Origin of the sequence: Maribacter aestuarii (genome assembly GCF_027474845.2) — a bacterium.
GTDB lineage: Bacteria > Bacteroidota > Bacteroidia > Flavobacteriales > Flavobacteriaceae > Maribacter > Maribacter aestuarii.
Genome location: NZ_CP107031.2, coordinates 2,261,023 through 2,286,668, shown reverse-complemented (window position 1 = coordinate 2,286,668; position 25,646 = coordinate 2,261,023). Strand labels below are relative to the sequence as shown.

Genomic DNA, 25,646 nt, shown 5'->3' with positions numbered 1-25,646 from the left:
GTAAAATGGATTTTAAAGCGGAAATACTTCAAGGTATCCTATCAGAATTACCCGTAAAGAGGGAACGGTCCACAGAAATAAGTCACGCGCCAAACCGAAAGGACATCCTATCGGTATCGGAAAAGAAACTGGCTATACGAAATGCCCTGCGCTATTTTCCAAAAGATTGGCATAAGGAGTTGTCCAAAGAATTCGCATCGGAGTTGAAACTTTATGGACGGATTTATATGTATCGATTTATGCCTAAATATAGGATGTATGCGAGACCAATTGATTCCTATCCTGCTGAAACACAACAAGCAGCGGCAATAATGTTGATGATTCAAAATAACTTGGATCCTGACGTTGCCCAACATCCAGAAGAATTGATAACCTACGGCGGCAATGGAGCAGTTTTCCAAAATTGGGCACAATACCTGTTGTGCATGCAGTATTTAGCTACCATGACCGAAGAACAGACCCTACATATCTATTCTGGTCACCCCATGGGACTATTTCCATCTTCAAAAGAAGCACCCCGTGTGGTGGTCACGAACGGGATGGTGATACCCAACTATTCCCAACCGGACGACTGGGAAAAATATAATGCCTTGGGAGTTACCCAATATGGTCAAATGACCGCAGGCTCCTACATGTACATTGGTCCTCAGGGTATCGTACACGGCACGGCCATTACCGTAATGAATGCCTTTAGAAAAGTATTGAAAAGTGATGAAAATTCGGCTGGAAAAATATTCCTTACCGCCGGATTGGGAGGAATGAGTGGCGCACAACCAAAAGCAGGAAACATCGCAGGATGTATCACCGTATGTGCAGAGGTAAACCCTGTAGCGGCCAATAAAAGAAATGAACAGGGTTGGGTAGATGAATTGATTGAAGACATAGGTGATTTGGTTCAGCGTTCCAAAAAAGCTATTGAACAAAAAGAAATAGTTTCTTTGGCCTATATTGGAAATGTAGTGGACGTCTGGGAAAAATTCGCTGAAGAGGATATATTCATTCATTTAGGTTCTGACCAGACCTCTCTACACAATCCGTGGGCTGGAGGTTATTATCCGGTCGGATTGAGTTTTGAGGACGCTAACGAAATGATGAGGAATGATCCTAGCACTTTTAAAGTGAAAGTTCAAGAGTCTTTACGTAGACATGCGAGAGCTATTGAATTGCATACGGCCAAAGGCACTTACTTTTTTGATTATGGCAATGCCTTCTTACTGGAAGCTTCACGTGCAGGGGCAGATGTAATGGCTGAAAACAATATCGATTTTAAATATCCGTCTTACGTACAGGATATTTTGGGGCCCATGTGTTTTGATTACGGTTTCGGACCTTTCCGTTGGGTTTGTACCTCTGGCAATCCTGAAGATTTACGAACGACGGATACCATTGCGCTAAAGGTTATGGAGGAAATTAAAAGCGCCGCCCCTGTAGAAATACAACAACAAATGCAGGACAACATCAAATGGATCGAAGAAGCCGAACAGAATAAATTGGTGGTAGGTTCGCAAGCTAGAATTTTATACGCCGATGCCGAAGGACGGGCTAAAATTGCCGAAGCCTTTAACCAAGCTATTAAATCAGGGGAAATTTCCGCACCTATTGTATTGGGAAGGGATCATCACGATGTGAGTGGCACGGATTCACCTTACCGGGAGACCAGTAATATTTATGATGGTAGTAAATTTACGGCGGACATGGCCATTCATAACGTCATTGGTGACAGCTTTAGAGGAGCAACTTGGGTATCCATCCATAATGGAGGTGGTGTAGGTTGGGGAGAAGTAATCAATGGAGGTTTTGGAATGGTGCTGGACGGCTCGGAAGATGCTTCCCGAAAATTAAAAAATATGTTGTTCTATGATGTAAACAATGGGATTTCTCGCAGAAGCTGGGCCAGGAATAAAGAAGCACTTTTCGCTATTCAACGGGAAATGAACAGAACACCGGAACTAAAAGTAACTTTGCCTAACTTAGTGGAAGATGAATTGTTAGACCAGTTATTTTAAAATCAATGGCCCAATATCAAGAAACGCCACCTGATATATATCAAGGGAGGAAATCCGATCAGCAACTCTACTTGCACGAGAAGATTATATGTAAACCCATACAGGAACTAGTTCATCGTAATTCTGAAAAAAATATTTCCATACTAGGCTATTCTTGCGAAGAAGGCGTGAAAAGAAACCATGGACGTACGGGAACCGATCAAGGACCGGATGCCATACGAAAGCAGTTGGGCAAGCTCCCAAATCATCTTATGGACGGCACCATAATATGGGACGAAGGAACTATTAATTGTAACGATTTCAATCTTGAGAACACACAGGCAAAACTTACCGAAAAAATAAGCGAAATTTTAGCTAATAAGTCTTTTCCCATTATTCTCGGAGGTGGACACGATATCGCTTACGGTACGTACAATGGCCTAAGAAACCATTTGGGGAACGCAAAGACGATAGGAATAATCAATTTTGATGCTCATTTTGATTTACGTTCCGACGAAAATGGCAGTAATTCCGGAACACCCTTTTATCAAATCGCACAAGATTGCAAAGGTTCCAACACTCCTTTTCATTACCTATGTCTTGGAATACGGAACGATGCCAATGACCGGAATCTTTTTGAAACAGCTAAGGAATTGGAGGTGAAATATATTCTTAGGGATACTTTTAGGATAGAATTCCATAACGAAATCAATGCTTGGATCAATGCTTTTATTCAAAATGTGGATGCGGTCTATGTTACGATAGATCTCGATGGGTTTTCGTCCGCATACGCTCCTGGGGTAAGTGCCCCCTCTCCCATGGGTTTTACCCCGGATGTTGTTTTGGAATCGCTTAAAACTATTACCGGTTCCGGTAAGTTATGTGCGCTGGACATTGCGGAAATGAATCCAGATTTTGACGTGGATTACCAAACCGCTAGATTGGCAGCTTCGTTGGTCCACTATGTGCTGCATTCTGTCTAGTCTTAGCTCCCCACACACCTAAATACAAAAAAAGCCTCCCTTAGTGGAAAGCCTTTCATTGGTAAAACCGATGTAATATCGATTCACACTAGTTGCCTCAAAACGATGTTTGAGACACAACACAACCCCGCAAAGATAGGAAAGGTTTTTAAAAGTTAGAATAAAGCTCATCAAATTCTAATAGACGAAATGGCCTTATTGCCCCATAAAGCGCAAAATTAGGCCTCATCCCTTATCAGACCAACTACAACTATCATAGTTCAGCTGCAATACCACCGTCTTTCACCGATAAACTGTACCAGTGGCCGCAACACCTTTAAAAGGATAATTATAGATGGTAATTTGGGGTTAAACCCAACACCAATGACCTACCTACGCATTCCATATTCCTATTACCTCTTAGTACTATTTTTCGCGCTATTTGCTTCATGTCAAAAAGATGATATAGTGCTTCAAGAAGACTTTGTGGTAGTCTTGGATGAGGAAATACAGGAAAAGTCGGACACGGATGGCGAGACGGACGCATCCATCGAATCCTATCATAATTGGGTTTTTAAAATGCAGCAATCCTCCGGACTCTTGGAAAGTGTGGAGAACACAGATTTCGTTTCGTTATATGATAATGCCCTAGCGGCCATTCTTTTCATTCAGGAAGATAATCCGGTAAGAGCGGAACGCATATTTGATTTTTATGACGGTAAAAAAGAAGATGAACTTATAAAAAATGGTGGTTTTTATCAGTCTAGGAATGCCAAGGGAGAAGAAGGAGAACGTACTTGGATGGGCGATAACGCTTGGCTGTTAATAGCTTTAAACCATTATGAGGCAAAGTATCAGTCTACTAAATACATAGTTCTTGCCAATGCCCTGGAGGATTGGCTACGCTCCATGCAGGATGAAGATGGTGGTGTAAGAGGAGGTATAAATAGTGATGGAAGTGAAATTCCCAAAGTAACCGAAGGTATGCTTATGGCCTTTAATGCGGTCAAGGGTTTTGATGATTTTCACTCCGGCATCCTAAGGTTTTTAGAAACGCAACGTTGGGATAATACACTTGGAATTTTAATGGCTTGGCCAGAAAATCCGGAATACGCCTATGCAATGGACTTACATCCCCTGAGTAGTGGCGTATTTAGTGACATGCCCGATGATGTTCTATTCCAGGCCAACAGATATCTTAACAGTCAAGAAAATACAATTACCGGAGAGGAAATTTCCGGATATTGCTTTGACGACGACAAAGATGTAGTATGGTTAGAGGGCACGGCGCAAATGGCCGTAGCCTTTTCTAGTATTGGAAGATTTGACCTATCCGATCAACTGATGCTAGATTTAGAGAAAACATTTATTGATAGTAGCACAATTAATGAAGCAAAGGGCATTCCATACACCACCAATCACGGAACAACCTATGGCCATAATCTATTATGGGACCATGCGGACATTGCCCCTGCACTATCCTCTACAATTTGGTATTCCTTTGCGAAAGCGAGTTTTAACCCACTTCATTTGGGAAGAAAAAGTAACATTCCCGAAGAAGAAAAATTTTGGTCACTAAATCTCTAAGTGAGATTTTACAACTTTCTTAACTGCCACTTCTACCTATTTCAGGTAATTTTAAAATAAAAATGAAAAATAGCGGATTACTTTGGGTCGTTATTACAAGCCTTTTACTACTTACGGTAGTTATCATGGTCACCATGAACTTCCCTTTCAACTGGGTGTTCTATGCCACGGTACTTGGTCAAATATTCATAGTTGTCATGGTATACAAAGTGCTTACGGATGATTACAAAACGTCAAAGACTTTCGAAGATTTCTATGAGGACTATCCAATAGGAAATCGCCCTAATTAGAAAAAGAAATTTCCCGTCTATCCGTATTCTTAGATTTACTGGACATAGTTAGTTCGGGTATTATTAGTAAAGGGGTTTGAGCATGAAATGCAACCTTTTTTATAATAGGTTCACGCGATAGCCTTTCCATATAACTATGCTGATAATTCAACATAGCAAGTAGATGTATATCCAATTCTGTCGAGAAGCGTTCCAAGGTTCTGGAAACTGAATTCAATTCGGAAACGGTATGTACATAATGCTCTATGTTCTGCAGATATTTTCTTAACATATCCAGGTTAAAACGTTGTAACTCCGTAAGTGGTTTAATCTCATCTTGAACATTTACGATACGAATTACCGCCCCAAACGTTCTTGCCAATTCTATCAGTGGGCTCAATTCTGAAATGGTATAAAACCGATTAAAATCTGTGGCAAAGGCTATCTCAGTTGGTTTTTTAAATCCAAAAGATTTAGGAATGACCATTATTGGGCATTTTTTTACCATCTTAATCATGCGCACAGCGTTGCTGCCCAAAAACACCTCGGATACTCCACTCGCACCCTTGGTTCCAGCAACCACCAAATCTATTTCATATTTGGAAATACTTTCTACGATTTCGTCCGTGAGCAAAGCAAATGATGATATTGTTTTGAATTTATGATTGGTGTTAGAGTGCTTTTTTTGATTTTGGCAATCGTTCTTTTCAATCCGTTTTCAGAAAATTCATGGGCAGTATTGGCATACACCCCACCATCAAAAGATGCCGCCATAAACCTACTGCTCGCAATAGCCGGCGTGTATGTATTTAATAAGTAGAATTTGCATTCCTCATCTTTGAACAATTTAAGCGCATAGACGATGGCATTCCAAGCATTCTCAGAAAAATCCGTGGGAATCAATATATTTTTCATGTACTGTTACCGTTAATTCAATGAGATAAAATTAGTGGTAGCCGTGATTGGATACTATGATAATTATCAGGTTTTACCGTACTTAAAAACCAGTCACCATGTCCTGAAGGGCCTTTTCGTTAACGATAGCTATTTTCTTGCCAGACGTTTTAATTAAGTCCTTTTTTTGAATTCTGAAATTAAGCGAATACAAGATTCAGTAGCCGTACCTACTACATTAGCGATTTCTTCTCTGGACAGGGTTAAGTTGAGAAAACCATTCTTGTCCTCTCCAAAATTTGTCTTCAAGTATAGAAATGCTTGGGCAATACGTTGTTTCACGGTTTTTTGACTCATGTTTACGATGACGTCATCCGCCTCTTTCAAATCGTGCGCCATATGACGCAAAACTTCCAAAGTAAAATTGGGATTAGAATGTAGCGTATTTACTATACCTTCTTTAGGAATAAAACAGACCTCCATATCACTAACGGCAATAGCGCTTAGATTTACATTTTCTTCGGCTATAACGGAACGTTGACCAATAACCTCTCCCTTACTGGCCAATTTTACTATCTGATCTTTTCCATTGGCACTAAGCTTGGATAGTTTAGAGACTCCGCCCCTAACACAATAGACGCCATCCAACTTATCCCCTTCTTCAAAAAGAGCTTCGCCTTTTTTAATGCTCTTACTTATTTTTGAATCGGAGACACGCTTTAATTCCTCCTTGTTCATTGCCCGTAAAGCATTGAACTGTCGTATGATACAATTTTCGCACCTACTTTCCATTCCTCTTAATTTTTATACCTAACAGCACAAAGGTACTTTGCCTGGGTTAGCCAAAACCTGACAATTATCATGTTTTATGCTGCAGATCATTTCCAATTTTGCAACAGGTATGTAAAAGTGTATGGAAACGACTAAATGTTATCATTGCGGTGATGATTATAATGGTAAAATTATCCAGTTTGACTCTAAGGAATTCTGTTGTAACGGATGTAAAACGGTTTATGAAATTTTTACCTCCAATGACCTGTCCAATTATTACGATATACAATCAGCCGCTGGAGCAACTCCAAATTCGATTGAAGGAAAATATAATTTCCTCGACGATGCGGCTATTGTAGAAAGACTTACCGAGTTTAAGGATGGGGAACTGCAAATTATAACCCTTTATATTCCACATATTCATTGTAGCTCCTGCATTTGGGTACTAGAAAACCTGAATAAGCTCAACTCTTTTGTCACCAGTTCCCAAGTAGATTTCCCTAAGAAAATGCTTCGCATTACCTATACCAATAAGGTTTCTCTAAAGGAGTTGGTAATACTACTTTCCCGTATTGGCTATGAACCTTCCATATCATTGGACGACTTTGATAACAAAAAAATCAAAAAAACAGAAAACAGCCTTATTTATAAGCTAGGGGTTGCGGGCTTTGCTTTTGGTAATGTCATGTTCCTTTCGTTTCCGGATTATTTCGATTTATCCTCAAATACATTATCCGGTGGCGAGTTCTGGTTGAACAAATATGAGGATATATTCCGCTGGTTAATGTTTATTTTTTCTGTTCCCGTTGTTTTTTATTCTGGTAAGGACTATTTCACCTCCGCCTTTAAGGGGCTTCGTTCCAAAATACTAAATATAGATGTCCCCATAGCACTGGGAATATTGGTTCTGTTCTTAAGAAGTACTTTAGAAATAATTTTCGATTGGGGCAGTGGTTTCTTTGATTCGCTTACGGGTTTAGTTTTCTTTCTTCTGTTGGGCAAATTTTTTCAACAGAAAACCTATGCTTTTTTGTCTTTTGAACGTGATTACAAATCTTATTTCCCAATTGCGATTACAAGGATAAAATCTAACGGCATCGAGGAAATTACTCAAGTAAACCACATTAACAAAGGGGACCGTATCCTTATAAGAAATGAAGAAGTTATTCCTGTAGACGGTATCCTTTTAAAGGGTAACGCAAGGATAGATTACAGTTTTGTAACCGGTGAATCGGAAGCGCAGCATAAGACACCCGGAGATAAATTGTTCGCAGGCGGCAAACAGGTAAACGGGGCAATAGAGGTGGAAGCTCTAAAATCGGTATCACAGAGTTATCTGACGCAATTGTGGAGCAATTCGGTTTTTCAACAAGACAAATCAAGCAAATTTCAGACCCTTACCGATAGTATTGGCAAGCGTTTTACCATAGCCGTCCTTACCATGGCATTCGTAGCAACCGGTTTTTGGCTATTCCATGATGCCGGAAAAGCACTCAATGTATTCACTGCGGTATTAATTATTGCATGTCCCTGTGCAATTGCGTTGGCGGCCCCTTTTACCTTGGGTAACATGCTTCGGATTTTTGGCAGAAAAAAATTCTATGTAAAGGATGTGCAAACCATTGAGCGTTTGGCCCAAATAGATACGGCTATTTTTGATAAGACGGGAACCATTACCACTTCCAAAAAAAGCACGGCAACTTATGAGGGGATGCCACTAACATTGGCTGAAGAATCTTTATTGAAAAATACGTTGCGATCGTCCAATCATCCACTGAGTAGAATTTTATATACCATGCTCTCCGAACATAACATTAGCTTCCTGGATGAATATGAAGAACATTTGGGGCAGGGCTTGGAAGGAAGTATGGGCAAAGAACATATTAAAATAGGTTCAGCGGATTTTGTTGGAAGAGAACAGGCATCCGATTTGTTGAACACCTCCGTCCACATCAGTAGCAACGACCATTACAAAGGGAGGTATATTTTTCATAATGAATATCGGGAAGGGGTCGCTAAAGTGTTCGATACCATGTCCAAAAAAATGAACGTGGCCGTACTATCCGGGGACAATGACAGTGAGAAGAAGTATCTGCAACAAATATTACCAAAACTAACCCCACTTTTTTTTAATCAAAAACCTGATGATAAACTAGACTTTATTAAATACTTACAGGAACAAGGTAAAAAAGTTTTAATGGTGGGTGATGGCCTAAATGATGCTGGCGCATTAGCCCAATCAGATGTAGGCGTATCCATCTCCGAGAACATCAATGTGTTTTCACCGGCTTGTGATGCCATCCTGGATGCATCAAAATTTCAGCAACTTTATCAGTATATCCTAGCATCAAAAAAGGCGATGACCATCATTAAATTGAGTTTTATCTTATCACTCTTGTACAACGTCATCGGCCTCTATTTTGCTGTAACAGGACAGTTACAACCAGTTATAGCGGCAATTCTCATGCCCTTAAGTTCAATTAGCGTTGTGGGTTTCACCACATTGATGACAAACCTTTTGGGAAGGAAATTAAAATAATCCATAACCTGACAAATGTCATATTTATTAAAAAGTCGTCACCTTAGTTTTACCCCAGATTTCAGGTAGGTATGAGTGTAATTTATGTGTTATTGGCCATTAGTATTATCGTAGCGGTCCTCTTCTTTGCGGCTTTCATAATAGCCGTAAAAAACGGACAATACGATGATTCCTATACCCCTTCCGTACGTATGCTTTTTGAGGATGAACTTGTTAAACCAAAAACATCCGATCACAAATCCAATTTGAGTAAATCAACCGAAAAAATATCAAATTAATTATGGAAGTTCAGCAGTTTTATTACGATAATAAAATCGTTAAAAAGTTCATTTATGCAACTATGCTTTGGGGCATAGTGGGTATGTCCGTCGGCCTTTTATTGGCTTTTATGTTCATGTTTCCCAACCTTACGGATGGCATATCCTGGTTGAGTTTTGGTCGTTTAAGACCGTTACATACCAACGCGGTAATTTTTGCATTTGTAGGTAACGCAATTTTTGCTGGAGTCTACTACTCCACCCAAAGGCTTTTAAAGGCCAGAATGTTTAGCGATTTCCTGAGCAATTTTAATTTTTGGGGCTGGCAATTGATAATTGTTGCGGCGGCTATTACGTTACCATTAGGCTATACCACGTCTAAGGAATATGCAGAGTTGGAATGGCCAATAGATATTGCCATTGCATTGGTTTGGGTAGCCTTTGGAGTTAACCTGATCGGCACCATGATCAAAAGAAGGCAACGCCACTTATACGTTGCCATTTGGTTTTATTTGGCCACTTTCGTCACTGTTGCCGTACTACATATTTTTAATAGTCTGGAGCTCCCGGTCAGTGCTTTAAAAAGCTACTCGGTCTACGCAGGAGTACAGGATGCCTTGGTTCAATGGTGGTATGGGCACAATGCCGTAGCATTCTTTCTAACGACTCCTTTCTTAGGACTCATGTACTATTTTGTTCCTAAGGCGGCAAATAGACCGGTATACTCCTACAGGTTATCCATAGTGCATTTTTGGTCCTTGATATTTATTTATATCTGGGCGGGGCCGCACCACCTATTATATTCCTCGTTGCCGGATTGGGCACAGAATTTAGGGGTGGCATTCTCCGTCATGCTAATTGCCCCTTCTTGGGGAGGTATGATTAATGGGCTTTTAACATTAAGGGGGGCTTGGGACAAAGTTCGTACAGATCCGACCCTGAAATTTATGGTCGTGGCCATTACGGGTTATGGAATGGCAACTTTTGAAGGTCCAATGCTATCGCTCAAAAATGTGAATGCCATTGCTCATTTTAGTGATTGGATCATTGCTCATGTACACGTAGGCGCGTTGGCCTGGAACGGTTTTCTAACTTTTGGAATGATTTATTGGTTGGTGCCAAAAATGTTCAAGACCCGACTAGCTTCGGTTGGGATGGCAAACTTCCATTTCTGGATTGGAACGCTTGGAATTATTTTGTACGCCCTTCCTATGTACGTAGCTGGGTTTACTCAGGCCTTAATGTGGAAAGACTTTAACCCGGACGGCACTTTGGTATATGGTAATTTTTTAGAAACCGTTAATGAAATTATGCCTATGTATTGGATGCGCGCCATTGGTGGTAGCATGTACATAATAGGTGCACTGGTAATGGTATACAACATAGTAGTCACCATTCGATCAGGTAAAACAGTTGAAGATGAGTTGGCCGAAGCCGCTCCGTTGACCAGGGTTTCGAAAAAGAGGACTGTTGGGGAAACTTTTCATACATGGTTGGAGCGTAAACCTATACAACTCACAATTTTAGCTACAGTTGCCATTCTTATCGGAGGTATTATTCAGATTGTGCCCACTATTTTGGTGAAATCGAACATTCCAACAATCACCAGTGTCAGCCCTTACACGCCTTTAGAACTTGAAGGTAGGGATTTATACATAAGGGAAGGTTGTGTTGGTTGTCATTCTCAAATGGTACGGCCGTTTCGGAGTGAGGTAGAACGTTACGGAGAATATGCTAAAGCTGGGGAATTCGTATACGACCATCCCTTTCTTTGGGGCAGTAAACGTACCGGTCCGGATTTACTCCGGGTTGGCGGGAAATATACGGACAGTTGGCACTTGAACCATATGTACGATCCTCAAAGTACCTCATCTGGTTCAATCATGCCGTCGTATTCCTGGTTAATCCTGAACGAGCATGACAGAAGCGGAATCGAGGACAAGATGGAGGCCATGATATCCTTGGGAGTTCCTTACACGGAAGAGGATATAGCCAATGCACAGACTAATATGAATGCACAGGCAACCCAGATTGAGAAAAATCTATATTCTGATCCCGACTTTGCCAAAACCTACGAGGCAGATAAAACCTATGCGGCCGAGAACGGGGAAGAATTCATAGAAATGCGCAATCGGGAAATCGTGGCGATGATTGCCTATCTCCAAAGATTGGGCACAGATATAAAAATAAAAGGAACGGACGAACTAGTCTCTGATAATAAATAAGTTATGCTAAAATTCGTAAAAGGTTACATGGAAAGTATAGATGGTGTGGCTACCTATCCAATGCTGTCTCTTTTGATTTTCTTCATCTTTTTTGTGATTCTCTTTGGATGGGTATATACCGCATCAAAAGCATATATCAAAGAAGTAAGTGAAATCCCATTAGAAAATAACAACCAACAAAATATTGAGTTATGAGAAATATGTCTCCCTGGTGGATTAGGATTCCACTCCTCTTTTTTATCATTTTTGGGTTAATGGAGTACTTTATAGACTCCGGGGACCAGCCAGCTTTTATTGCCTATCCCATGGCAGCTTTATTTCTGGCCTTTGTTCTTCTTTTGTTAATTGGAATAGAACTAATACTCACTTCTATAGAAAATGTTATGTTCCATACCCTATCGGAAGAAGCAAAGGAAAAGTATCTAGCTTCCACATCCAAGAATTGGGAATGGTCCTGGGGCAAAAGAATGTACAAGAAGCTTCTTGGCTCAAAACCAATTGAAGAAGAAGGCGAGATAATTTTAGACCATAATTATGATGGTATAAAAGAGCTGGACAATAAACTTCCACCATGGTGGGTATATATGTTCTATGCCACAATCCTATTCGGAGTAATTTATATGGCCCGTTTCCATGTATTTGGAGATTACGACCAAGACACTGAGTACCTCACAGAAATTACCCTCGCAGAAGCGGAAATTGCAGAATATAGGAAGAATGCAAAGGACTTGGTAGATGTAAATACGGTAGAACTACTAACCGATGCCACGGATCTTTCCGCAGGTAAAAAAATATTCGAAACCAATTGTGTAGCATGCCATATGGCCGATGGTGGAGGTGGCATAGGCCCAAATCTTACGGATAGAAACTGGATTCTTGGAGGAGGCATTAAAAATGTGTTCAATACGATATCCGAAGGTGGTAGAGATGGTAAAGGTATGGTGGCTTGGAAGCAAAGTTTAAAACCAGCCGAGATGGCCCAAGTTGCCAGTTATGTACTAAAATTCCAAGGCACTACCGCCGCCAATCCAAAAGTGGCCGAGGGTGAAATTTGGATAGACCCCCATATGGACGTGGACGCTGCGGAAGTAGACTCGGTCCGGATCGGTATTGAAATAGACACTTTGGAATTTAAGAAAACCATTGATGGAGCCGGTAATACTATAGAATAGGACAGTTACTTAATTTTTGAAGTAAGAGGGAGGTAAAGACCATGGCACAGGAACAGGAAAACTTCAGGGATAGTATAGGTACCGTTGATGAGGAGGGCAAAAGAGCTTGGATATTTCCGAAGAAGCCTAGCGGTCGTTATTATGAATATCGGAAATATGTGAGCTATGTGCTATTGATATTTTTGTTTGCTAGTCCGTTCATAAAGATTAATGGCAATCAATTCTTGATGTTCAATGTGCTGGAAAGGCGTTTCAATATTTTTGGATTTCCTTTTTGGCCCCAAGATTTTCATTTGTTCGTTATCTCCATGATTATCGGGGTCATATTCATAGCCTTGTTCACTGTGGCGTTCGGCCGTATTTTCTGCGGGTGGATGTGCCCACAGACTATTTTCATGGAAATGGTCTTTAGGCGAATTGAATATTGGATTGATGGGGACCGCGGCGCACAAATCAAGTTGAATAGGCAACCCTGGAATGCAGAAAAAATAAGAAAGCGAACATTGAAGTGGTTGGTCTTTTTTATCATCTCGTTTCTCATCGCCAATGTTTTTCTCGCTTACCTAATTGGGAGTGACAAGCTCATAGGTTACATCACGGACGGACCTTTACAGCATGTGAGTACGTTAATATCACTATTAATATTCACCGCCGTATTCTATTTCGTCTTTGCTTGGTTTAGGGAGCAGGTATGCATTATAGCTTGCCCTTATGGAAGAATGCAAGGTGTTTTATTGGACAATAAATCTATCGTAGTGGCTTATGACCACAAACGTGGAGAAGCAGAAAAAGGTAGAAAGAAATGGCGGAAAAATGAAGATAGGCACGCTTTGGGTTTTGGTGATTGTATTGATTGTTTTCAATGCGTTAACGTGTGCCCCACAGGAATAGATATCCGTAATGGCACACAGTTGGAATGCGTGAACTGTACCGCCTGCATTGATGAGTGCGATACCATAATGGAAAAAGTGAACCTCCCTAAAGGGTTGATACGGTATGCCAGTGAGGACGAGATTACCAAAAAGGAGAAATTCAAGTTTAGCCCTCGCTTAAAAGGGTATACCGCAGTTTTGGTCATATTGATTGGGTTACTCGTTGGAATGCTGTTTCTAAGGAACGACCTTGAGGCCAACATTCTAAGATTGCCTGGACAATTGTACCAGCATAAAGAAGGAAACATTATAAGCAATGTGTACACTTATAAGTTGGTGAACAAGACCACCAAAGACGTGAATGATGTAAGCTTTAAACTGCTATCACATAATGGGGTAATTAAATTAGTGAGGAACGAAAATTTTCAGGTTCCCGCTCAAGATTTGGCCGAGGGAACACTTTTTATAGAGATAAACAATGCTGCTATAAGAAGTGATAAGGAAAAAGTAAAAATAGGTGTTTATAGCGGTCCAAAATTAATAGAGACAACAATGACGGCCTTCTTGGCTCCTAGAAGCTACAAATAGTAATACTTTAAAATAAAAGCGATGAAAATAAATTGGGGAACAGGAATAGTATTGGCATTTATTGGATTTATAGGCTTTATTCTATTTTTTGTAGTAAAAATGAATATGGACGACCGTGCGAACCACGACCTTGTCACGGAAGACTATTATAAAGCGGAGCTAGGTTATCAGCGAGAAATCAACGAACAGAATAATGCGGAAGAAGACATCGCCAGAATTAAAATCAAGAAAACAGCCGAAGGTCTTCTACTTGAATTTCCAGAGAAATTTGACCCAGAAATAATTAAAGGAACAGTATCCCTATATAGGCCATCCAATAAACACATGGATTTTGACTTACCAATTAGTCTGTCCAATGCACATTTGCTCATACCTGACAAACGTTTGTTGGGTGGCCGCTGGGATATTAGTGTTTCATGGGATTATAAGGGAGAGAAGTATTTACATAAAGAACGGTTAACGTATTAAATGTTGGTATCGGCAATTTTATTGGGATTAATGGGAAGTCTTCACTGCGTAGGCATGTGCGGGCCCATTGCATTTATGCTTCCGGTAGATCGATCTAACAATATTAAAAGGTTGGGGCAGACCTTTCTTTATCACATTGGTCGCTTACTTGCTTATGGTATCATCGGATTGCTATTCGGCCTTCTGGGCAAAGGGCTATATGTTTTTGGAATACAACAAAAGCTATCCGTTGCTATTGGGCTAGTTATGATTTTAATTGTGCTTATTCCTTCTAGGACCTTTAATCAATATAATTTATCCAAACCGGTATATCGTATTATTTCCAAAGTCAAAAGCCGACTTGGAAAAGAGTTAAAGAAGAAGTCCCCAGATACTTTCCTGACGATTGGGTTCCTTAATGGATTCCTACCCTGCGGATTGGTCTATATGGCCCTTTTTGGAGCAATAGCAATGGGAAATGCATGGCAAGGGGGTCTTTACATGCTATTATTTGGACTTGGAACTATTCCATTGATGACCACCGCCATTTACTTTAGTAGTTTCTTTAAGGGCAGTACTAAGCGTCATATCCAAAAACTTATTCCAGCATTCGTGATTTTGATAGGTGTATTGTTTATAATAAGGGGGCTGGGCTTAGGCATTCCTTATATCTCTCCGAAACCTGTACTCGAAATTGTATCCGCAAATATTGAATGTCAACCATAACTAGTGATGAAGGTACTGTCCAATGATATTGTCCTAAGACCAAGATTTCAATTGGAATTGCCTCACGACAAGGAGAAAATACTAGCGTTGTTTGAGGTATCTCTAAATCACTCTTTTGTTATAAAACGTATCGATGACCATGTATTCATTAAATTGAATCCACACGACATCCATTTCTGGTCACCTCAGCTCCATTTGGAAATTAACGAATTGGATGATGGCAAAGGAGCCAAGCTTTACGGTCTGTTTGGACCTAATCCAACCCTATGGACTTTTTTCATCTTTCTGCATTTTGGTGTAGCCACCATTTTCATTGTACTAGGAATTTGGGCTTATTCGAGTTGGGCCTTAAACAAACCCTATGGTCTTCAACTCGGCTTAATGGGATTTTTAGTGGTTCTCTGGTTTGCACTCTATTTCTTTGGGCGTATTGGAAAGAAGAAGGGAGAACCTCAAATGAGAGCTTTGTATAACTTTATGATAGAGACTATATCAAACCATTGATTCGTTGCTTTTTTTCACTAACTTGAAATAGACCTTAAAAATTTGAAGGAAAAGAAGTCTGCTATTAAAAATAGGGAAGACATAAATCTTTTGGTTAGGACCTTTTATTCAAAAGTCAGAAAAGATAAAGTTCTTGGACCAATTTTCAACAGTATTATCGCTGATTGGGAATCTCACTTTATTGTGCTTTCCGATTTTTGGGAAACCCAGTTATTCTTGAAAAGGAAATACATCGGAAATCCAGTGGTCGTGCACCAAGAAGTAGATAAGAAAATGAATCACACCGTTACTTCAGAACATTTTGGGCTTTGGTTAAATTTATGGTTTGAGACCATCGATGATCTTTTTGAAGGAGAAACAGCATGGATTGCCAAAAACAGGGCCCAAAAGGTGAGTACGATGTTGTTTCTTAAAATCTTTGAAGAACGTGAACAAGGACGGTAAAAAATCTACTTCGCCAACAGTTCGTAGATAGTACTTTTTTCTTCTAAACTAAACTCCTTTTCCTCAAACCAATTATGCACCTTAATTTTTTCATTTTCAATTTGTGCATTTCTAATAGCCTGTAAAGAGACCTTGTGCCAGTGAGTACCCTTTTTTCGCGAGACGGAATATCCGATATCCTCCATAATATAGGAAGGTTTTGGCTTATTGATTAAGCGGATACCATTTTTTAAAACAGCAAGAGTTTCAGTTAGTTTTACTACCTCGGAGAACGAATATCTTGCAAAATCATCAAAACCGTCCTGTACAACATTGTACATTTTATCTCCAACCTCTAGTTTTTCCATATTTCAAAAAATCTATAAAACTAAAGTCCAAGTACTATTTAAAAAATAATATTTCGCTTTACTTGTTCACAAAATTTATTGAAAAAAATATTTACCCTACACCGTTCATGGTCAGCAACGTAGTGCCCCAGACTATGAGAGATGATAGAAAAATACCAACCGCATTAGCCATAAAAGCTTTCTTTTTTTCCATATTGAAAAGGTAACTGGCAATACTTCCGGCATAAACTCCGGTACCAGGTATAGGCAGCATTACAAAAAAAATAAGACCATAGAAACCATATTTCTTTATTTTTTCGCCTGACCCAACTTTAGCTCTTCTCGCAATGTAGATAGCGGATTTTTTATAAAAAACCCATCTTAAAAGAATCTTATTAATATGCTTTAAAAAAAATAGCATTATAGGAAAAACCAGTAAGTTGGCTAAGAAACAGGCTATAAAAACGATGTAGATATTTACTCCATTAAGAATTCCATATGGGATACCTACTTTTGCTTCTCCAAAAGGCGAAACACTCCAAAGTACGGCTATAATCAAATCCTTAATCAAAATCTAGATTTTAGAATTTGCAAACCTAAACTACGATAGCGGATAAACCCTTTATAAAATCATAAATAATCATTAAAAAAGAGGCTATTACGCCTCTCTTAGAAATCCGTCTAAAAGCAAATATTACGGATTTATATTTTAAATGTGATTACCGGTATTTCGGAATGATTAGCTACGTCCTCCCCAATACTTCCCATAAAGAAATGAGATAAGCCTTTACGGCCATGCGTAGGCATACCAATAACATCGGCTTTACTCTCTTCAGCATAATTCAATACCCCTCTTTCAATCGAATAATCATTGTAGATAGCTATGGATAGATCAGAGCCTACCGCTTGTCTAAAGGCGTCCATTTTTTTCTGAATTTCGGATGTCGCCATAAAATCGTCTCCAGGAGTGTTTACGTATACTAGTTTTAATTTGGCGGAAAATATAGCTGCGATAGAATGTGCTTTTTGGAAGGCATTAATATTTTCTTCTTTTAAGTCGCAAGCAAAAACCATTTGCCTAGGGTTAAAATCCTCTATCCTATTTTTTATCACCAGAACAGGAACACTGGAATTTCTTACTACCCTCTCGGTATTGGAACCTACAAAAATCTCCTTAAGTCCCTCGGTACCGTGGCTTCCCATTACAATCAAATCGGCACTGTGCTCTTGGGCAACCTCACTAATTTCACTGAATACTTTAAAATGCTTAATTATAGGAACCAAATTAACACCTTTTAGGTAAGGCTTGTCCATAAATTCGGACAGACGTTTTTCGGCCAATTTTATGAAAAAAACCATTTGCTCTGGATGTAACTCTACATTGGAGGAGACAATCGCCTGGTTTAGTTCCAACATATGAAGTACATATATGGTTGCATTTTGTTTTTTGGCAATCGATGCCGCAACTTGAAAGGCATATTCGGACTGACTTGAAAAATCTACTGGAACAATGATACTTTTCATAATCTATTTTTTAGGGTTATTAGTGCTAAACAGTCATTGAAAATAAACGGGTTTCCGGAGTTTTCCGATGTAACTTTAAATCAAAGGCCATACAGATGTTACGTACAAAAGCCCTCCCCTTTTCGGTAACTATAAGGTCATTTTGAGTAAGAGCCAGTAAACCGTCTCGTTGCATTTCCTGTAACCTTTCAAGAACCTGGGGTAAAGCCTCGAAATGCGTTTCTTCAGTTGTCCAAGAAGTTTCCATCTGGCACATTAAATTTAATATGTGTCTTCTCACAATTTCATCTTCCCTAGTTAACATATGCCCTCTAAAAATGGGAATAATATTATTTTGGACCAGATGTTGATATTCTTCCAAACCTTTTACGTTCTGCGCAAAGCCGTACCAACTATCACTTATGCTGGAAGCGCCCAAACCTAACATAAGTTGTGTTTTGGATGCCGTATAGCCCATAAAGTTTCTGTGCAAGCCGCCTGTTTCAAAGGTTTTATACAGATTGTCCTTTGTCAGTGCAAAATGATCCATGCCTACCTCTTTATACCCCACTTCATTTAAGAGAATCTTTCCCGCCTCATACTGTTTGCGTTTAACTTCAGCATTGGGAAGGTCAGCATCTTTAAATCCTCTTTGACCATTTCCTTTCAACCAGGGGACATGTGCATAACTATAAAAAGCAAGCCTGTCTGGCATTAAGGCCTTGGTTTTCATAATTGTTTCGGTCACATGCTCCACCGTTTGATGCGGCAGACCAAAAATAATATCATGACCAATGGAGGTATAGCCTATTTCACGTGCCCAATGCGTCACATTTTTTACATTCTCATAAGGTTGTACCCTGTGAATGGCTTGTTGAACCGTCTTATTGTAATCTTGTACCCCAAAGCTAACCCGCTTAAAGCCTAAATCGAATAAGGTTTGTAAATGAATCCTAGTCGTATTATTGGGATGACCTTCAAAACTAAACTCATATTCACCAGCCTTGTCCGCTTTTTTAAAAATACCCTTTATCAATATTTTTAAGTTTTCCGGACTAAAGAAAGTGGGTGTACCTCCGCCCAAGTGTAATTCTTTTATGATTGGACGTTCCGCAAAAAGGTTACAATAAAGTGACCATTCTTTTAGCAGGGATTGTATATAAGGCAACTCGACATCATGCCTTTTGGTAATGCGCTTATGGCAACCACAAAACGTACACATGCTTTCGCAAAATGGCAAATGAATATAAAGGCTTATTCCTTCATTTGGATTGGACTCCTCAAAGCTTTTCCTCACCGACCCTTCCCATTTTTTACCGGAAAAAGAATGTATATCCCAGTATGGGACTGTGGGGTAACTGGTATATCTTGGCCCTGGTATATTGTACTTTTGTATAAGACCGCACATAGATTTTCTTTGGATTTATCACAAAGCTATAATCACACCCTATCACAAACTATGACAAATGTCAGCTTTGATACTTCATTCAACCAAATGGTACGTAAACAATAGTTTGCCCAATCAGAAATACACTCTTATAAATTGGTTAAGCGCATAGACTGTTAAGAAAATCCTTATTTTTAGTCATCTTAGTTCATAAATCCATCCAATTAATTTCAGAGCATGAAAAAAAATAATTCCAGGAGATCCTTCCTTAAAAAGGCAACCTTAGGTTCTGCGGCAATGACAACAGCCCCGCTCGTACTTGCATCATCGTTCGATGAAAAAATAATTTTATCACGCGATTACAGTCACCACCAATTTTCTTTTAACGACCAAATCAATCTCGCATTAATAGGCTCGGGTATTCAAGGAATATATGACACGCAGGCGGCACTAGGAGTCAATGGAGTAAAATTGGTCGCTGCTTGTGATCTTTACCTGGGAAGGCTGGAACGTGCCAAGGAACTATGGGGCAACGACGTAATGGTTACCAGGGATTACCGGAAAATTTTAGAGCGAAAAGATATTGACGCCATAATTATCGCCACTCCCGACCATTGGCACCAAAAAATTGCGATTGAAGCTTTAGGAGCTGGCAAACATGTGTATTGTGAAAAACCGATGATTCAGAAATTTGAAGAAGGTGATGCGCTTATCAAAGCCCAGAAAGAGAGTGGAAGAATTATGCAGGTAGGAAGCCAAGGCATGTCATCTCTTGGTAATGAAAAAGCAAAACAACTCTACGAAGAAGGAGCCATTGGGGATGTTGTAATGTTGGATATGTATAATGATAGGTATTCCGCAGAAGGTGCTTGGCAGTATCCCATACCGCCAGATGCCAATCCAAATACCGTTGATTTTGATACCTTTTTGGGTAATGCTCCTAAAACACCTTATGAATTGAAGCGTTTTTTCCGTTGGAGGAACTATAAAGATTATGGAACCGGAGTTGCGGGAGATTTGTTCGTTCACGCATTTTCCACCCTTAACCATATCATAAGCTCGAATGGCCCTAACAGGGCTTTGACTACAGGCGGTCTTCGCTATTGGAACGATGGGCGAGATGTGCCCGACGTGACTATTACCTTGTATGATTACCCCAAAACTGACACACATGCGGCTTTTAATGCAGCGTTTCGCATCAACTTTATTGCCGGTAGCGGAGGTGGTGGTGGATTTAAGCTGGTAGGTACGGAGGGAGAGATGGAGATTGGTCAAAACTATGTGAAACTAACACGGTCTAAACTTGGGATGGTTCCAGGCGGCTATTCCATGGTTGCCTTTACGGAAGAAACGCAAGAGAAAATACGAAATGAATACGACGCTAAAAATTTAGAGTCTAGGGCTTCTAGTTTAAGCACCGGCACCACCACTTGGGAGGCTCCAAGAGATTATAAGGGTGGCCACTATGATCACTTCAATAACTTTTTTACCGCAATTCGCACTAACGGAAAAGTAGTACAGGACCCAACTTTTGGTTTACGGGCTGCCGGAGCGGCGTTACTTGCCAACGAAAGTTACTATAAAAAGCGTCCTGTGGATTGGGATCCGGAGCTTATGAAATTGATTTAAAATCAGTTTTCGCTAATAGGTTTCCTTCATCCATTTGTACGGGTCCCTTTTAATCCACATGCCTCTTGTAAAATCCGGAAAATCCTGTGGTTCCCCGTTATTGTCAATGGATGCTTCGGACAGCGGGGTAACGGCACTCCAGGCAGCTGCATCGTAAGCATCCATAGGGGGAACTAAATTCTCCTTGGCAGATTCCACAAAAGAGTTCAATACAAAGAAATCCATTCCTCCATGTCCTGCATCCAAGGCATATTCCCCGTACTTTTTCCAAAGTGGATGGTCATACCTATCCAACCATGCGGTCGCCTCGTCCCATTGGTGCGGTTCAGATTGTCCTTCAACATAAATCCTGTTTCCATCTACCTCCCATAAACCGTTCGCTCCCTGTACCCTAAAACCCAAGGAATAGGGCCTAGGCAAATTACAATCATGAGTTATGATTATCGTTTCGCCATTGGCCGTGTCAATGGTTGTAGTGATAACATCGCCTTGTTTAAACCTCACTTTTGCATTTGGATGGTCCTTTCCTCCGACATCTACGATATAATTGTGTAATCCTATGGCCTTTGTTGCGTGGGAAGTAAGCGACATAAAACGGTTGCCCCTATTAATATCCGCCATTACGGCTACAGGACCAAGACCATGGGTCGGGTAAACATCAGCGTTTCGTTTTACGGAATGTTCAGTTCTCCATCTCGCTTCAGATATTCCTTTCTCCCCAAATTCCGCTCCTTTTCCGTAAGCTGTTTTGCCATCATTGAATTTTACGTGACGTAAATCATGCTGGTAGCCACATCTAAAATGAACTAGTTCTCCAAATACATTTTGTTTTACCATATTCAATACGGCTAGGATATCCCTTCGGTAATTTACGTTCTCCAAAATCATCAAATGGGAACCCGTGGCCTCATGCGTATTTACCAAGTCCCAACATTCCTCCAAAGTATTTGAAGCGGAGACTTCAACTCCAGCATATTTTCCGGCCTTCATTGCATCTACCGCCATACGAGTGTGCCATAACCACGGAGTGGCAATAATAACTGCGTCTACTTCCTTAAGCTCCAAAAGGTTTCTATAATCATAAGGGTTATCTCCAAAAAGTTGCGGTACCTTACCTCCTGATTTGTTAATCAAATCTTTGGCTATTGTTATCCTTGTTGGGTCCGTATCGCAGATGGCAGTAACGTTTATGTCTTTCCGCAACAAGAGATTTTCCAAGTGATTTGTCCCTCTTAATCCTACACCGATTAAGGCGACATTAAGTTTATCCGCAGGACTGTATATTTTAGTAGCAAAACTAGGAACGGCGAATAATCCAGCACTTGCCAAAGATGTATTCCTTATAAAACTTCTTCTGGTACCCATATTAAAATGTTGATTTTGAAAGGAAATTATAAAAAAACTTATAGAATAAAGGAAAATATAACAATTTTAAAGGAGGATAATTTACATTTCTCGGCGCTTTTTAATGACATTCCCTATTTTTGCGCCGTAAAACAAAAACAATGACACTACTTTTAATGGCTGCGGGAAGCGGTAGCAGATACGGTAAACTAAAGCAATTTGATCAACTTGGCCCCAATGGGGAGTTCTTAATGGAATTCGCTATTTACGATGCCCTTAAAAATGGTTTTAAACAAATAGTGGTCATTACGAAAGCGGAGAATGTTTCTTTTCTAAACGATTATCTAAAAAAGAGACTTCCAGAAAATATTACCTTGAACGTTTTAGCACAGGAACTTACAGATTTGCCGGAAGGAGTTACGTTCAATGGAGAACGTAAAAAACCATGGGGAACGGCTCATGCGGTTTGGACCGCTAGGGATGTAATTAACGGACCGTTTGTTGTTATAAATGCTGATGATTTTTATGGGCAGTCCGCTTATGAAAATGCGGCAACTTTCATGAGCTCTAGTCTAAACGATAGTGCATATGCGTTATTGGGATATACCTTAAAGGACACCTTATCCGAGCATGGATCTGTTTCAAGAGGCGTTTGCAAGGTAAAAGGCGAGGATTTGATCTCGGTACAAGAACGCATAAAATTGGTTCAAAAAGGAGAGATAATCAAAGACGAGGATACGGGCCTGGAATTTACAGGAGATGAGCAGGCGAGCATGAATTTCTGGGTTTGCAGACCCTCCATTTTTGATAAGATAGAATCTGAGTTCAGGCTTTTTTTAAAAGACGAAAACCGGATAGCTAATAGTGAGCTTTACCTTCCTTTTACAATTCAGGAGATGCTTCAAGACGGTGAAATCGAGGTAAAATGTATACCGGCCGGAGGTGAGTGGTTTGGTGTAACTTATGCGAGCGACAAGGAAAAAGCTGTAAAAAGCCTTCAGGACAAAACTGAAAAAGGACAATATATTTCTCCTTTATGGAACTAAACAATAGTCAATATACCTCAGGTAAACTTCAAAAAATCCTTAGGTATTTTGCTATTGACAATGATGAATTCCAATTTCAAGCCTTATCGGCGGGTTACATCAACGATACATTTTTAGTGTCCAATGTTGGTGGGCCCTTATATATTCTTCAGCGTATTAATCATTTGGTTTTTAAGAATACCGATGTTTTAATGGCCAATATGTCTAAGGCCTTAAATAGATTGATTTCAGAGGACTATATGGCAATTCATCTAATTCCTACCCGTGAAGGTGATAATTTCACAAAAGGAATAGAAGGATATTGGCGCCTTATGAGCTATATCCCCCACAGCACTACGTTCAACAACAGCACCCAAAATCAGGTCGCCTTTGAGGCAGGTCGTGTTATCGGAAAATTCCACCTTTTATTGCAAAATCAAGATTTGGCTGAATACAGGGACATCATTACCAATTTTCACGATTTGGCCCATCGTGAAAAGGAGTTTAAGGAAGCTTTAAGTATGGCAAAACAAAGCAAATCGGAAAGTGCAGAGAAGGCAATTGATTTTGCGAATAGAACCTTGACCAAATTAAATGAAATTAACACTAATCAATTACCATTTCGTATTTGTCATAACGACACAAAACTTAATAATATCCTTTTTTCTACAAGTACTGGCAAGGCGCTCTGTCTGATAGATTTGGATACTATAATGAAGGGGTATTTTTTTTATGATTTTGGTGATGCCGTCCGCACCATCGCCAACACTGCTCCTGAGGACGAACAAGACCACGGAAAAATCATATTTGATAAAAATTTATTCAGTGCTTTCGTAAACGGACTTGCCAGTAATGGTTCCTTTCTGTCACAAGAAGAATTGAGGTCCTTACCCCTAGGAGCGGTTTTTATGCCCTTTATTCATGGCCTTCGGGCCTTAACCGATTATTTGAACGACAACCGCTATTACAAGGTAACCTATGAAAATCAAAACCTAGATCGCTGTTTAAGTCTTTTTGATTTTGCTCAAAAAGCACAGAACAATATGCCTTTTATGGAAAAGGTGATACAAGATTCTTTTTCAAATTAGATTTGGCCGTTCCCTTTTCCCGGCAAATGCTTAATAAGAATTATATTTATAATACAGTACGAAGCGCGCAATGGAAAGCAACGAATTATACCCTATTTTTTTAAAAGTATCCAACCTTCAAACGTTGATTGTAGGGGGTGGCCATGTTGCCTTGGAGAAACTCGCTTTTTTACTAAAATCCAGCCCTAATGCACAGGTAAAAATGGTTTCTCCAATGTTTAGAGGGGATACCATAGCCTTGGCAAAGAAGTTCAAAGTTGAAATGATTAAAGATTCCTATCATTATAAATATTTGAAGGGCCAACATATGGTTGTGGCAACAACGGATGACGTTACTATTAATGAACTGATCTATAAAGACTGTAGGGAAAGGAACATTCTGGTAAATGTGGCGGACAATCCGCCTTTTTGTGACTTTTATATGGGAGGAATTGTAACAAAGGGCAATGTGAAAGTCGCCATTTCCACTAATGGAAAATCACCCACTACCGCAAAACGTTTACGCCAATTTTTTGAGGATGTTATACCTGAAAATATAGATGACCTTGTAAAGAATCTTAACGAATACAGAAAAACCATCAAAGGAGATTTTGAGGAAAAGGTAGAAACGCTGAATGAGTTCACTAAAGGATTAGTCACAAAAAAACAAAATGATGAAGATTAGGATTAAGGGTAACTCCATTCGCTACAGACTAACCAAATCTGAGGTAGAAGGGTTTTCAAAAACCGGAATTAATAAAGAGATAACAGAATTTGACGGTAATACCTTGTCGTATGTACTCAAGGCAGAAGAAGGAATTAACAATTTAGAGGCCAATTTTTCGAACAATACGATAACCCTATTTTTTCCAAAAAGTTTTGTTGAAAATTGGAGGGCTAGTAACAAAGTGGGGTTTTCACATACTTTGGTTTTGAACTCTGGAAATCAACTAGATTTGTTAGTCGAAAAGGATTTTGTCTGTATGGATGAAACGGTAGAAGACCAATCCGACAACTATCCAAATCCCAAAGCCTTGAATTAAATCCAACAAAATCTCAAAACTAAAAAGAGTCTGATTTATTAAGACCAGACTCTTTTACGAGAACACTATATGAAAATGAA

Annotated in this window: 27 protein-coding genes; 19 read left to right on the top strand and 8 right to left on the bottom strand. The window is 39.7% G+C overall.

Features of this window, described 5'->3' with window-relative positions; translation table 11 throughout:
* Nucleotides 1–5 precede the first annotated feature (5 nt).
* The 4 genes from hutU (at nt 6) to N8A89_RS10290 (ending at nt 4,824) form a co-directional block, all read left to right on the top strand.
* Nucleotides 6–2,006 carry a urocanate hydratase gene (gene hutU, locus N8A89_RS10305; protein ID WP_281542189.1) on the top strand — a complete coding sequence of 667 codons (2,001 nt, stop codon included), beginning with the start codon at nt 6–8 and terminating at the stop codon, nt 2,004–2,006.
* A gap of 5 nt (nt 2,007–2,011) precedes the next feature.
* Complete coding sequence (hutG, locus tag N8A89_RS10300) at nt 2,012–2,968, top strand: formimidoylglutamase (RefSeq protein WP_281542188.1); 957 nt, start codon at nt 2,012–2,014, stop codon at nt 2,966–2,968.
* 363 nt (nt 2,969–3,331) lie between these two features.
* On the top strand, nt 3,332–4,534 hold the full coding sequence (locus N8A89_RS10295) for a hypothetical protein (protein WP_281542187.1): 1,203 nt from the start codon (nt 3,332–3,334) through the stop codon (nt 4,532–4,534).
* Nucleotides 4,535–4,596: 62 nt separating this feature from the next.
* On the top strand, nt 4,597–4,824 hold the full coding sequence (locus N8A89_RS10290) for a hypothetical protein (RefSeq protein WP_281542186.1): 228 nt from the start codon (nt 4,597–4,599) through the stop codon (nt 4,822–4,824).
* On the opposite strand, the gene N8A89_RS10285 is transcribed toward N8A89_RS10290, so the two are convergent.
* The 3 genes from N8A89_RS10285 to N8A89_RS10275 form a co-directional block, all read right to left on the bottom strand.
* Entirely contained in the window at nt 4,817–5,437 is a 621-nt protein-coding gene (locus N8A89_RS10285) for a universal stress protein (protein WP_281542185.1), read from the bottom strand. The two genes, N8A89_RS10290 and N8A89_RS10285, sit on opposite strands and share 8 nt — an antisense overlap.
* Nucleotides 5,416–5,718: a universal stress protein gene (locus tag N8A89_RS10280; RefSeq protein WP_281542184.1), complete on the bottom strand. Its 303-nt coding sequence runs from the start codon at nt 5,716–5,718 to the stop codon at nt 5,416–5,418. Before N8A89_RS10280 ends, N8A89_RS10285 begins: the two co-directional genes overlap by 22 nt.
* Nucleotides 5,719–5,871: 153 nt before the next feature.
* Nucleotides 5,872–6,489 carry a Crp/Fnr family transcriptional regulator gene (locus N8A89_RS10275; RefSeq protein WP_347343923.1) on the bottom strand — a complete coding sequence of 206 codons (618 nt, stop codon included), beginning with the start codon at nt 6,487–6,489 and terminating at the stop codon, nt 5,872–5,874.
* Between the two features lie 121 nt (nt 6,490–6,610).
* Here N8A89_RS10275 and N8A89_RS10270 point away from each other — a divergent pair, with 121 nt between their 5' ends.
* From N8A89_RS10270 to N8A89_RS10225, 10 genes are all read left to right on the top strand, one after another.
* Nucleotides 6,611–9,007 carry a heavy metal translocating P-type ATPase gene (locus N8A89_RS10270; protein ID WP_289644275.1) on the top strand — a complete coding sequence of 799 codons (2,397 nt, stop codon included), beginning with the start codon at nt 6,611–6,613 and terminating at the stop codon, nt 9,005–9,007.
* Between the two features lie 71 nt (nt 9,008–9,078).
* Nucleotides 9,079–9,285: a cbb3-type cytochrome oxidase assembly protein CcoS gene (gene ccoS / locus N8A89_RS10265; protein WP_281542183.1), complete on the top strand. Its 207-nt coding sequence runs from the start codon at nt 9,079–9,081 to the stop codon at nt 9,283–9,285.
* A 2-nt stretch (nt 9,286–9,287) separates the two neighbouring features.
* Nucleotides 9,288–11,489: a cytochrome-c oxidase, cbb3-type subunit I gene (gene ccoN, locus N8A89_RS10260; RefSeq protein ID WP_289644274.1), complete on the top strand. Its 2,202-nt coding sequence runs from the start codon at nt 9,288–9,290 to the stop codon at nt 11,487–11,489.
* Nucleotides 11,490–11,492: 3 nt separating this feature from the next.
* Nucleotides 11,493–11,684, top strand: a complete 192-nt coding sequence (locus tag N8A89_RS10255) for a CcoQ/FixQ family Cbb3-type cytochrome c oxidase assembly chaperone (RefSeq protein ID WP_281542182.1) — start codon at nt 11,493–11,495, stop codon at nt 11,682–11,684.
* The gene (locus N8A89_RS10250) at nt 11,681–12,661 is read left to right on the top strand and encodes a cbb3-type cytochrome c oxidase N-terminal domain-containing protein (RefSeq protein WP_281542181.1); all 981 of its coding nucleotides are present in this window, start codon (nt 11,681–11,683) and stop codon (nt 12,659–12,661) included. The genes N8A89_RS10255 and N8A89_RS10250 overlap by 4 nt, the downstream gene beginning before the upstream one ends.
* A 41-nt stretch (nt 12,662–12,702) precedes the next feature.
* The gene (ccoG, locus tag N8A89_RS10245; protein WP_281542180.1) at nt 12,703–14,121 is read left to right on the top strand and encodes a cytochrome c oxidase accessory protein CcoG; all 1,419 of its coding nucleotides are present in this window, start codon (nt 12,703–12,705) and stop codon (nt 14,119–14,121) included.
* A 21-nt stretch (nt 14,122–14,142) separates the two neighbouring features.
* Nucleotides 14,143–14,589: a FixH family protein gene (locus N8A89_RS10240; protein ID WP_281542179.1), complete on the top strand. Its 447-nt coding sequence runs from the start codon at nt 14,143–14,145 to the stop codon at nt 14,587–14,589.
* Nucleotides 14,590–15,294 carry a sulfite exporter TauE/SafE family protein gene (locus tag N8A89_RS10235; RefSeq protein ID WP_281542178.1) on the top strand — a complete coding sequence of 235 codons (705 nt, stop codon included), beginning with the start codon at nt 14,590–14,592 and terminating at the stop codon, nt 15,292–15,294.
* Nucleotides 15,295–15,300: 6 nt separating this feature from the next.
* Nucleotides 15,301–15,798 carry a GTP-binding protein gene (locus N8A89_RS10230; protein ID WP_281543372.1) on the top strand — a complete coding sequence of 166 codons (498 nt, stop codon included), beginning with the start codon at nt 15,301–15,303 and terminating at the stop codon, nt 15,796–15,798.
* Nucleotides 15,799–15,840: 42 nt separating this feature from the next.
* Nucleotides 15,841–16,242, top strand: a complete 402-nt coding sequence (locus N8A89_RS10225; protein WP_281542177.1) for a group III truncated hemoglobin — start codon at nt 15,841–15,843, stop codon at nt 16,240–16,242.
* 5 nt (nt 16,243–16,247) lie between these two features.
* Here N8A89_RS10225 and N8A89_RS10220 read toward each other — a convergent pair whose 3' ends face one another.
* The 4 genes from N8A89_RS10220 to hemN all read right to left on the bottom strand — a co-directional run bounded on the left by N8A89_RS10220 (nt 16,248) and on the right by hemN (nt 19,479).
* The gene (locus tag N8A89_RS10220; RefSeq protein ID WP_281542176.1) at nt 16,248–16,589 is read right to left on the bottom strand and encodes a pyruvate kinase; all 342 of its coding nucleotides are present in this window, start codon (nt 16,587–16,589) and stop codon (nt 16,248–16,250) included.
* 91 nt (nt 16,590–16,680) lie between these two features.
* Nucleotides 16,681–17,139 (bottom strand): COG2426 family protein, encoded by a 459-nt coding sequence (locus N8A89_RS10215; protein WP_289644273.1) that lies wholly within the window; start codon nt 17,137–17,139, stop codon nt 16,681–16,683.
* A 131-nt stretch (nt 17,140–17,270) separates the two neighbouring features.
* Nucleotides 17,271–18,092, bottom strand: a complete 822-nt coding sequence (locus N8A89_RS10210; protein ID WP_281542175.1) for a universal stress protein — start codon at nt 18,090–18,092, stop codon at nt 17,271–17,273.
* Nucleotides 18,093–18,117: 25 nt separating this feature from the next.
* On the bottom strand, nt 18,118–19,479 hold the full coding sequence (gene hemN, locus N8A89_RS10205; RefSeq protein ID WP_281542174.1) for an oxygen-independent coproporphyrinogen III oxidase: 1,362 nt from the start codon (nt 19,477–19,479) through the stop codon (nt 18,118–18,120).
* Nucleotides 19,480–19,695: 216 nt separating this feature from the next.
* Here hemN and N8A89_RS10200 point away from each other — a divergent pair, with 216 nt between their 5' ends.
* Nucleotides 19,696–21,087 (top strand): Gfo/Idh/MocA family protein, encoded by a 1,392-nt coding sequence (locus N8A89_RS10200; protein WP_289644272.1) that lies wholly within the window; start codon nt 19,696–19,698, stop codon nt 21,085–21,087.
* A 12-nt stretch (nt 21,088–21,099) separates the two neighbouring features.
* On the opposite strand, the gene N8A89_RS10195 is transcribed toward N8A89_RS10200, so the two are convergent.
* Nucleotides 21,100–22,452, bottom strand: coding sequence for a Gfo/Idh/MocA family protein (locus tag N8A89_RS10195; protein ID WP_281542173.1), 1,353 nt, complete (start codon nt 22,450–22,452; stop codon nt 21,100–21,102).
* Nucleotides 22,453–22,592: 140 nt separating this feature from the next.
* Between N8A89_RS10195 and N8A89_RS10190 the strand changes: the two genes are divergently transcribed.
* From N8A89_RS10190 to N8A89_RS10175, 4 genes are all read left to right on the top strand, one after another.
* A complete protein-coding gene (locus tag N8A89_RS10190) occupies nt 22,593–23,477 on the top strand; it encodes a nucleotidyltransferase family protein (RefSeq protein WP_281542172.1) in 885 nt (294 codons plus the stop codon).
* The gene (locus tag N8A89_RS10185) at nt 23,468–24,544 is read left to right on the top strand and encodes a phosphotransferase enzyme family protein (RefSeq protein WP_289644271.1); all 1,077 of its coding nucleotides are present in this window, start codon (nt 23,468–23,470) and stop codon (nt 24,542–24,544) included. Before N8A89_RS10190 ends, N8A89_RS10185 begins: the two co-directional genes overlap by 10 nt.
* Nucleotides 24,545–24,614: 70 nt before the next feature.
* A complete protein-coding gene (locus N8A89_RS10180; protein ID WP_289644270.1) occupies nt 24,615–25,208 on the top strand; it encodes a precorrin-2 dehydrogenase/sirohydrochlorin ferrochelatase family protein in 594 nt (197 codons plus the stop codon).
* Nucleotides 25,195–25,566, top strand: coding sequence for a DUF7009 family protein (locus N8A89_RS10175; RefSeq protein ID WP_347343922.1), 372 nt, complete (start codon nt 25,195–25,197; stop codon nt 25,564–25,566). The genes N8A89_RS10180 and N8A89_RS10175 overlap by 14 nt, the downstream gene beginning before the upstream one ends.
* The last annotated feature ends 80 nt before the right edge of the window (nt 25,567–25,646 follow it).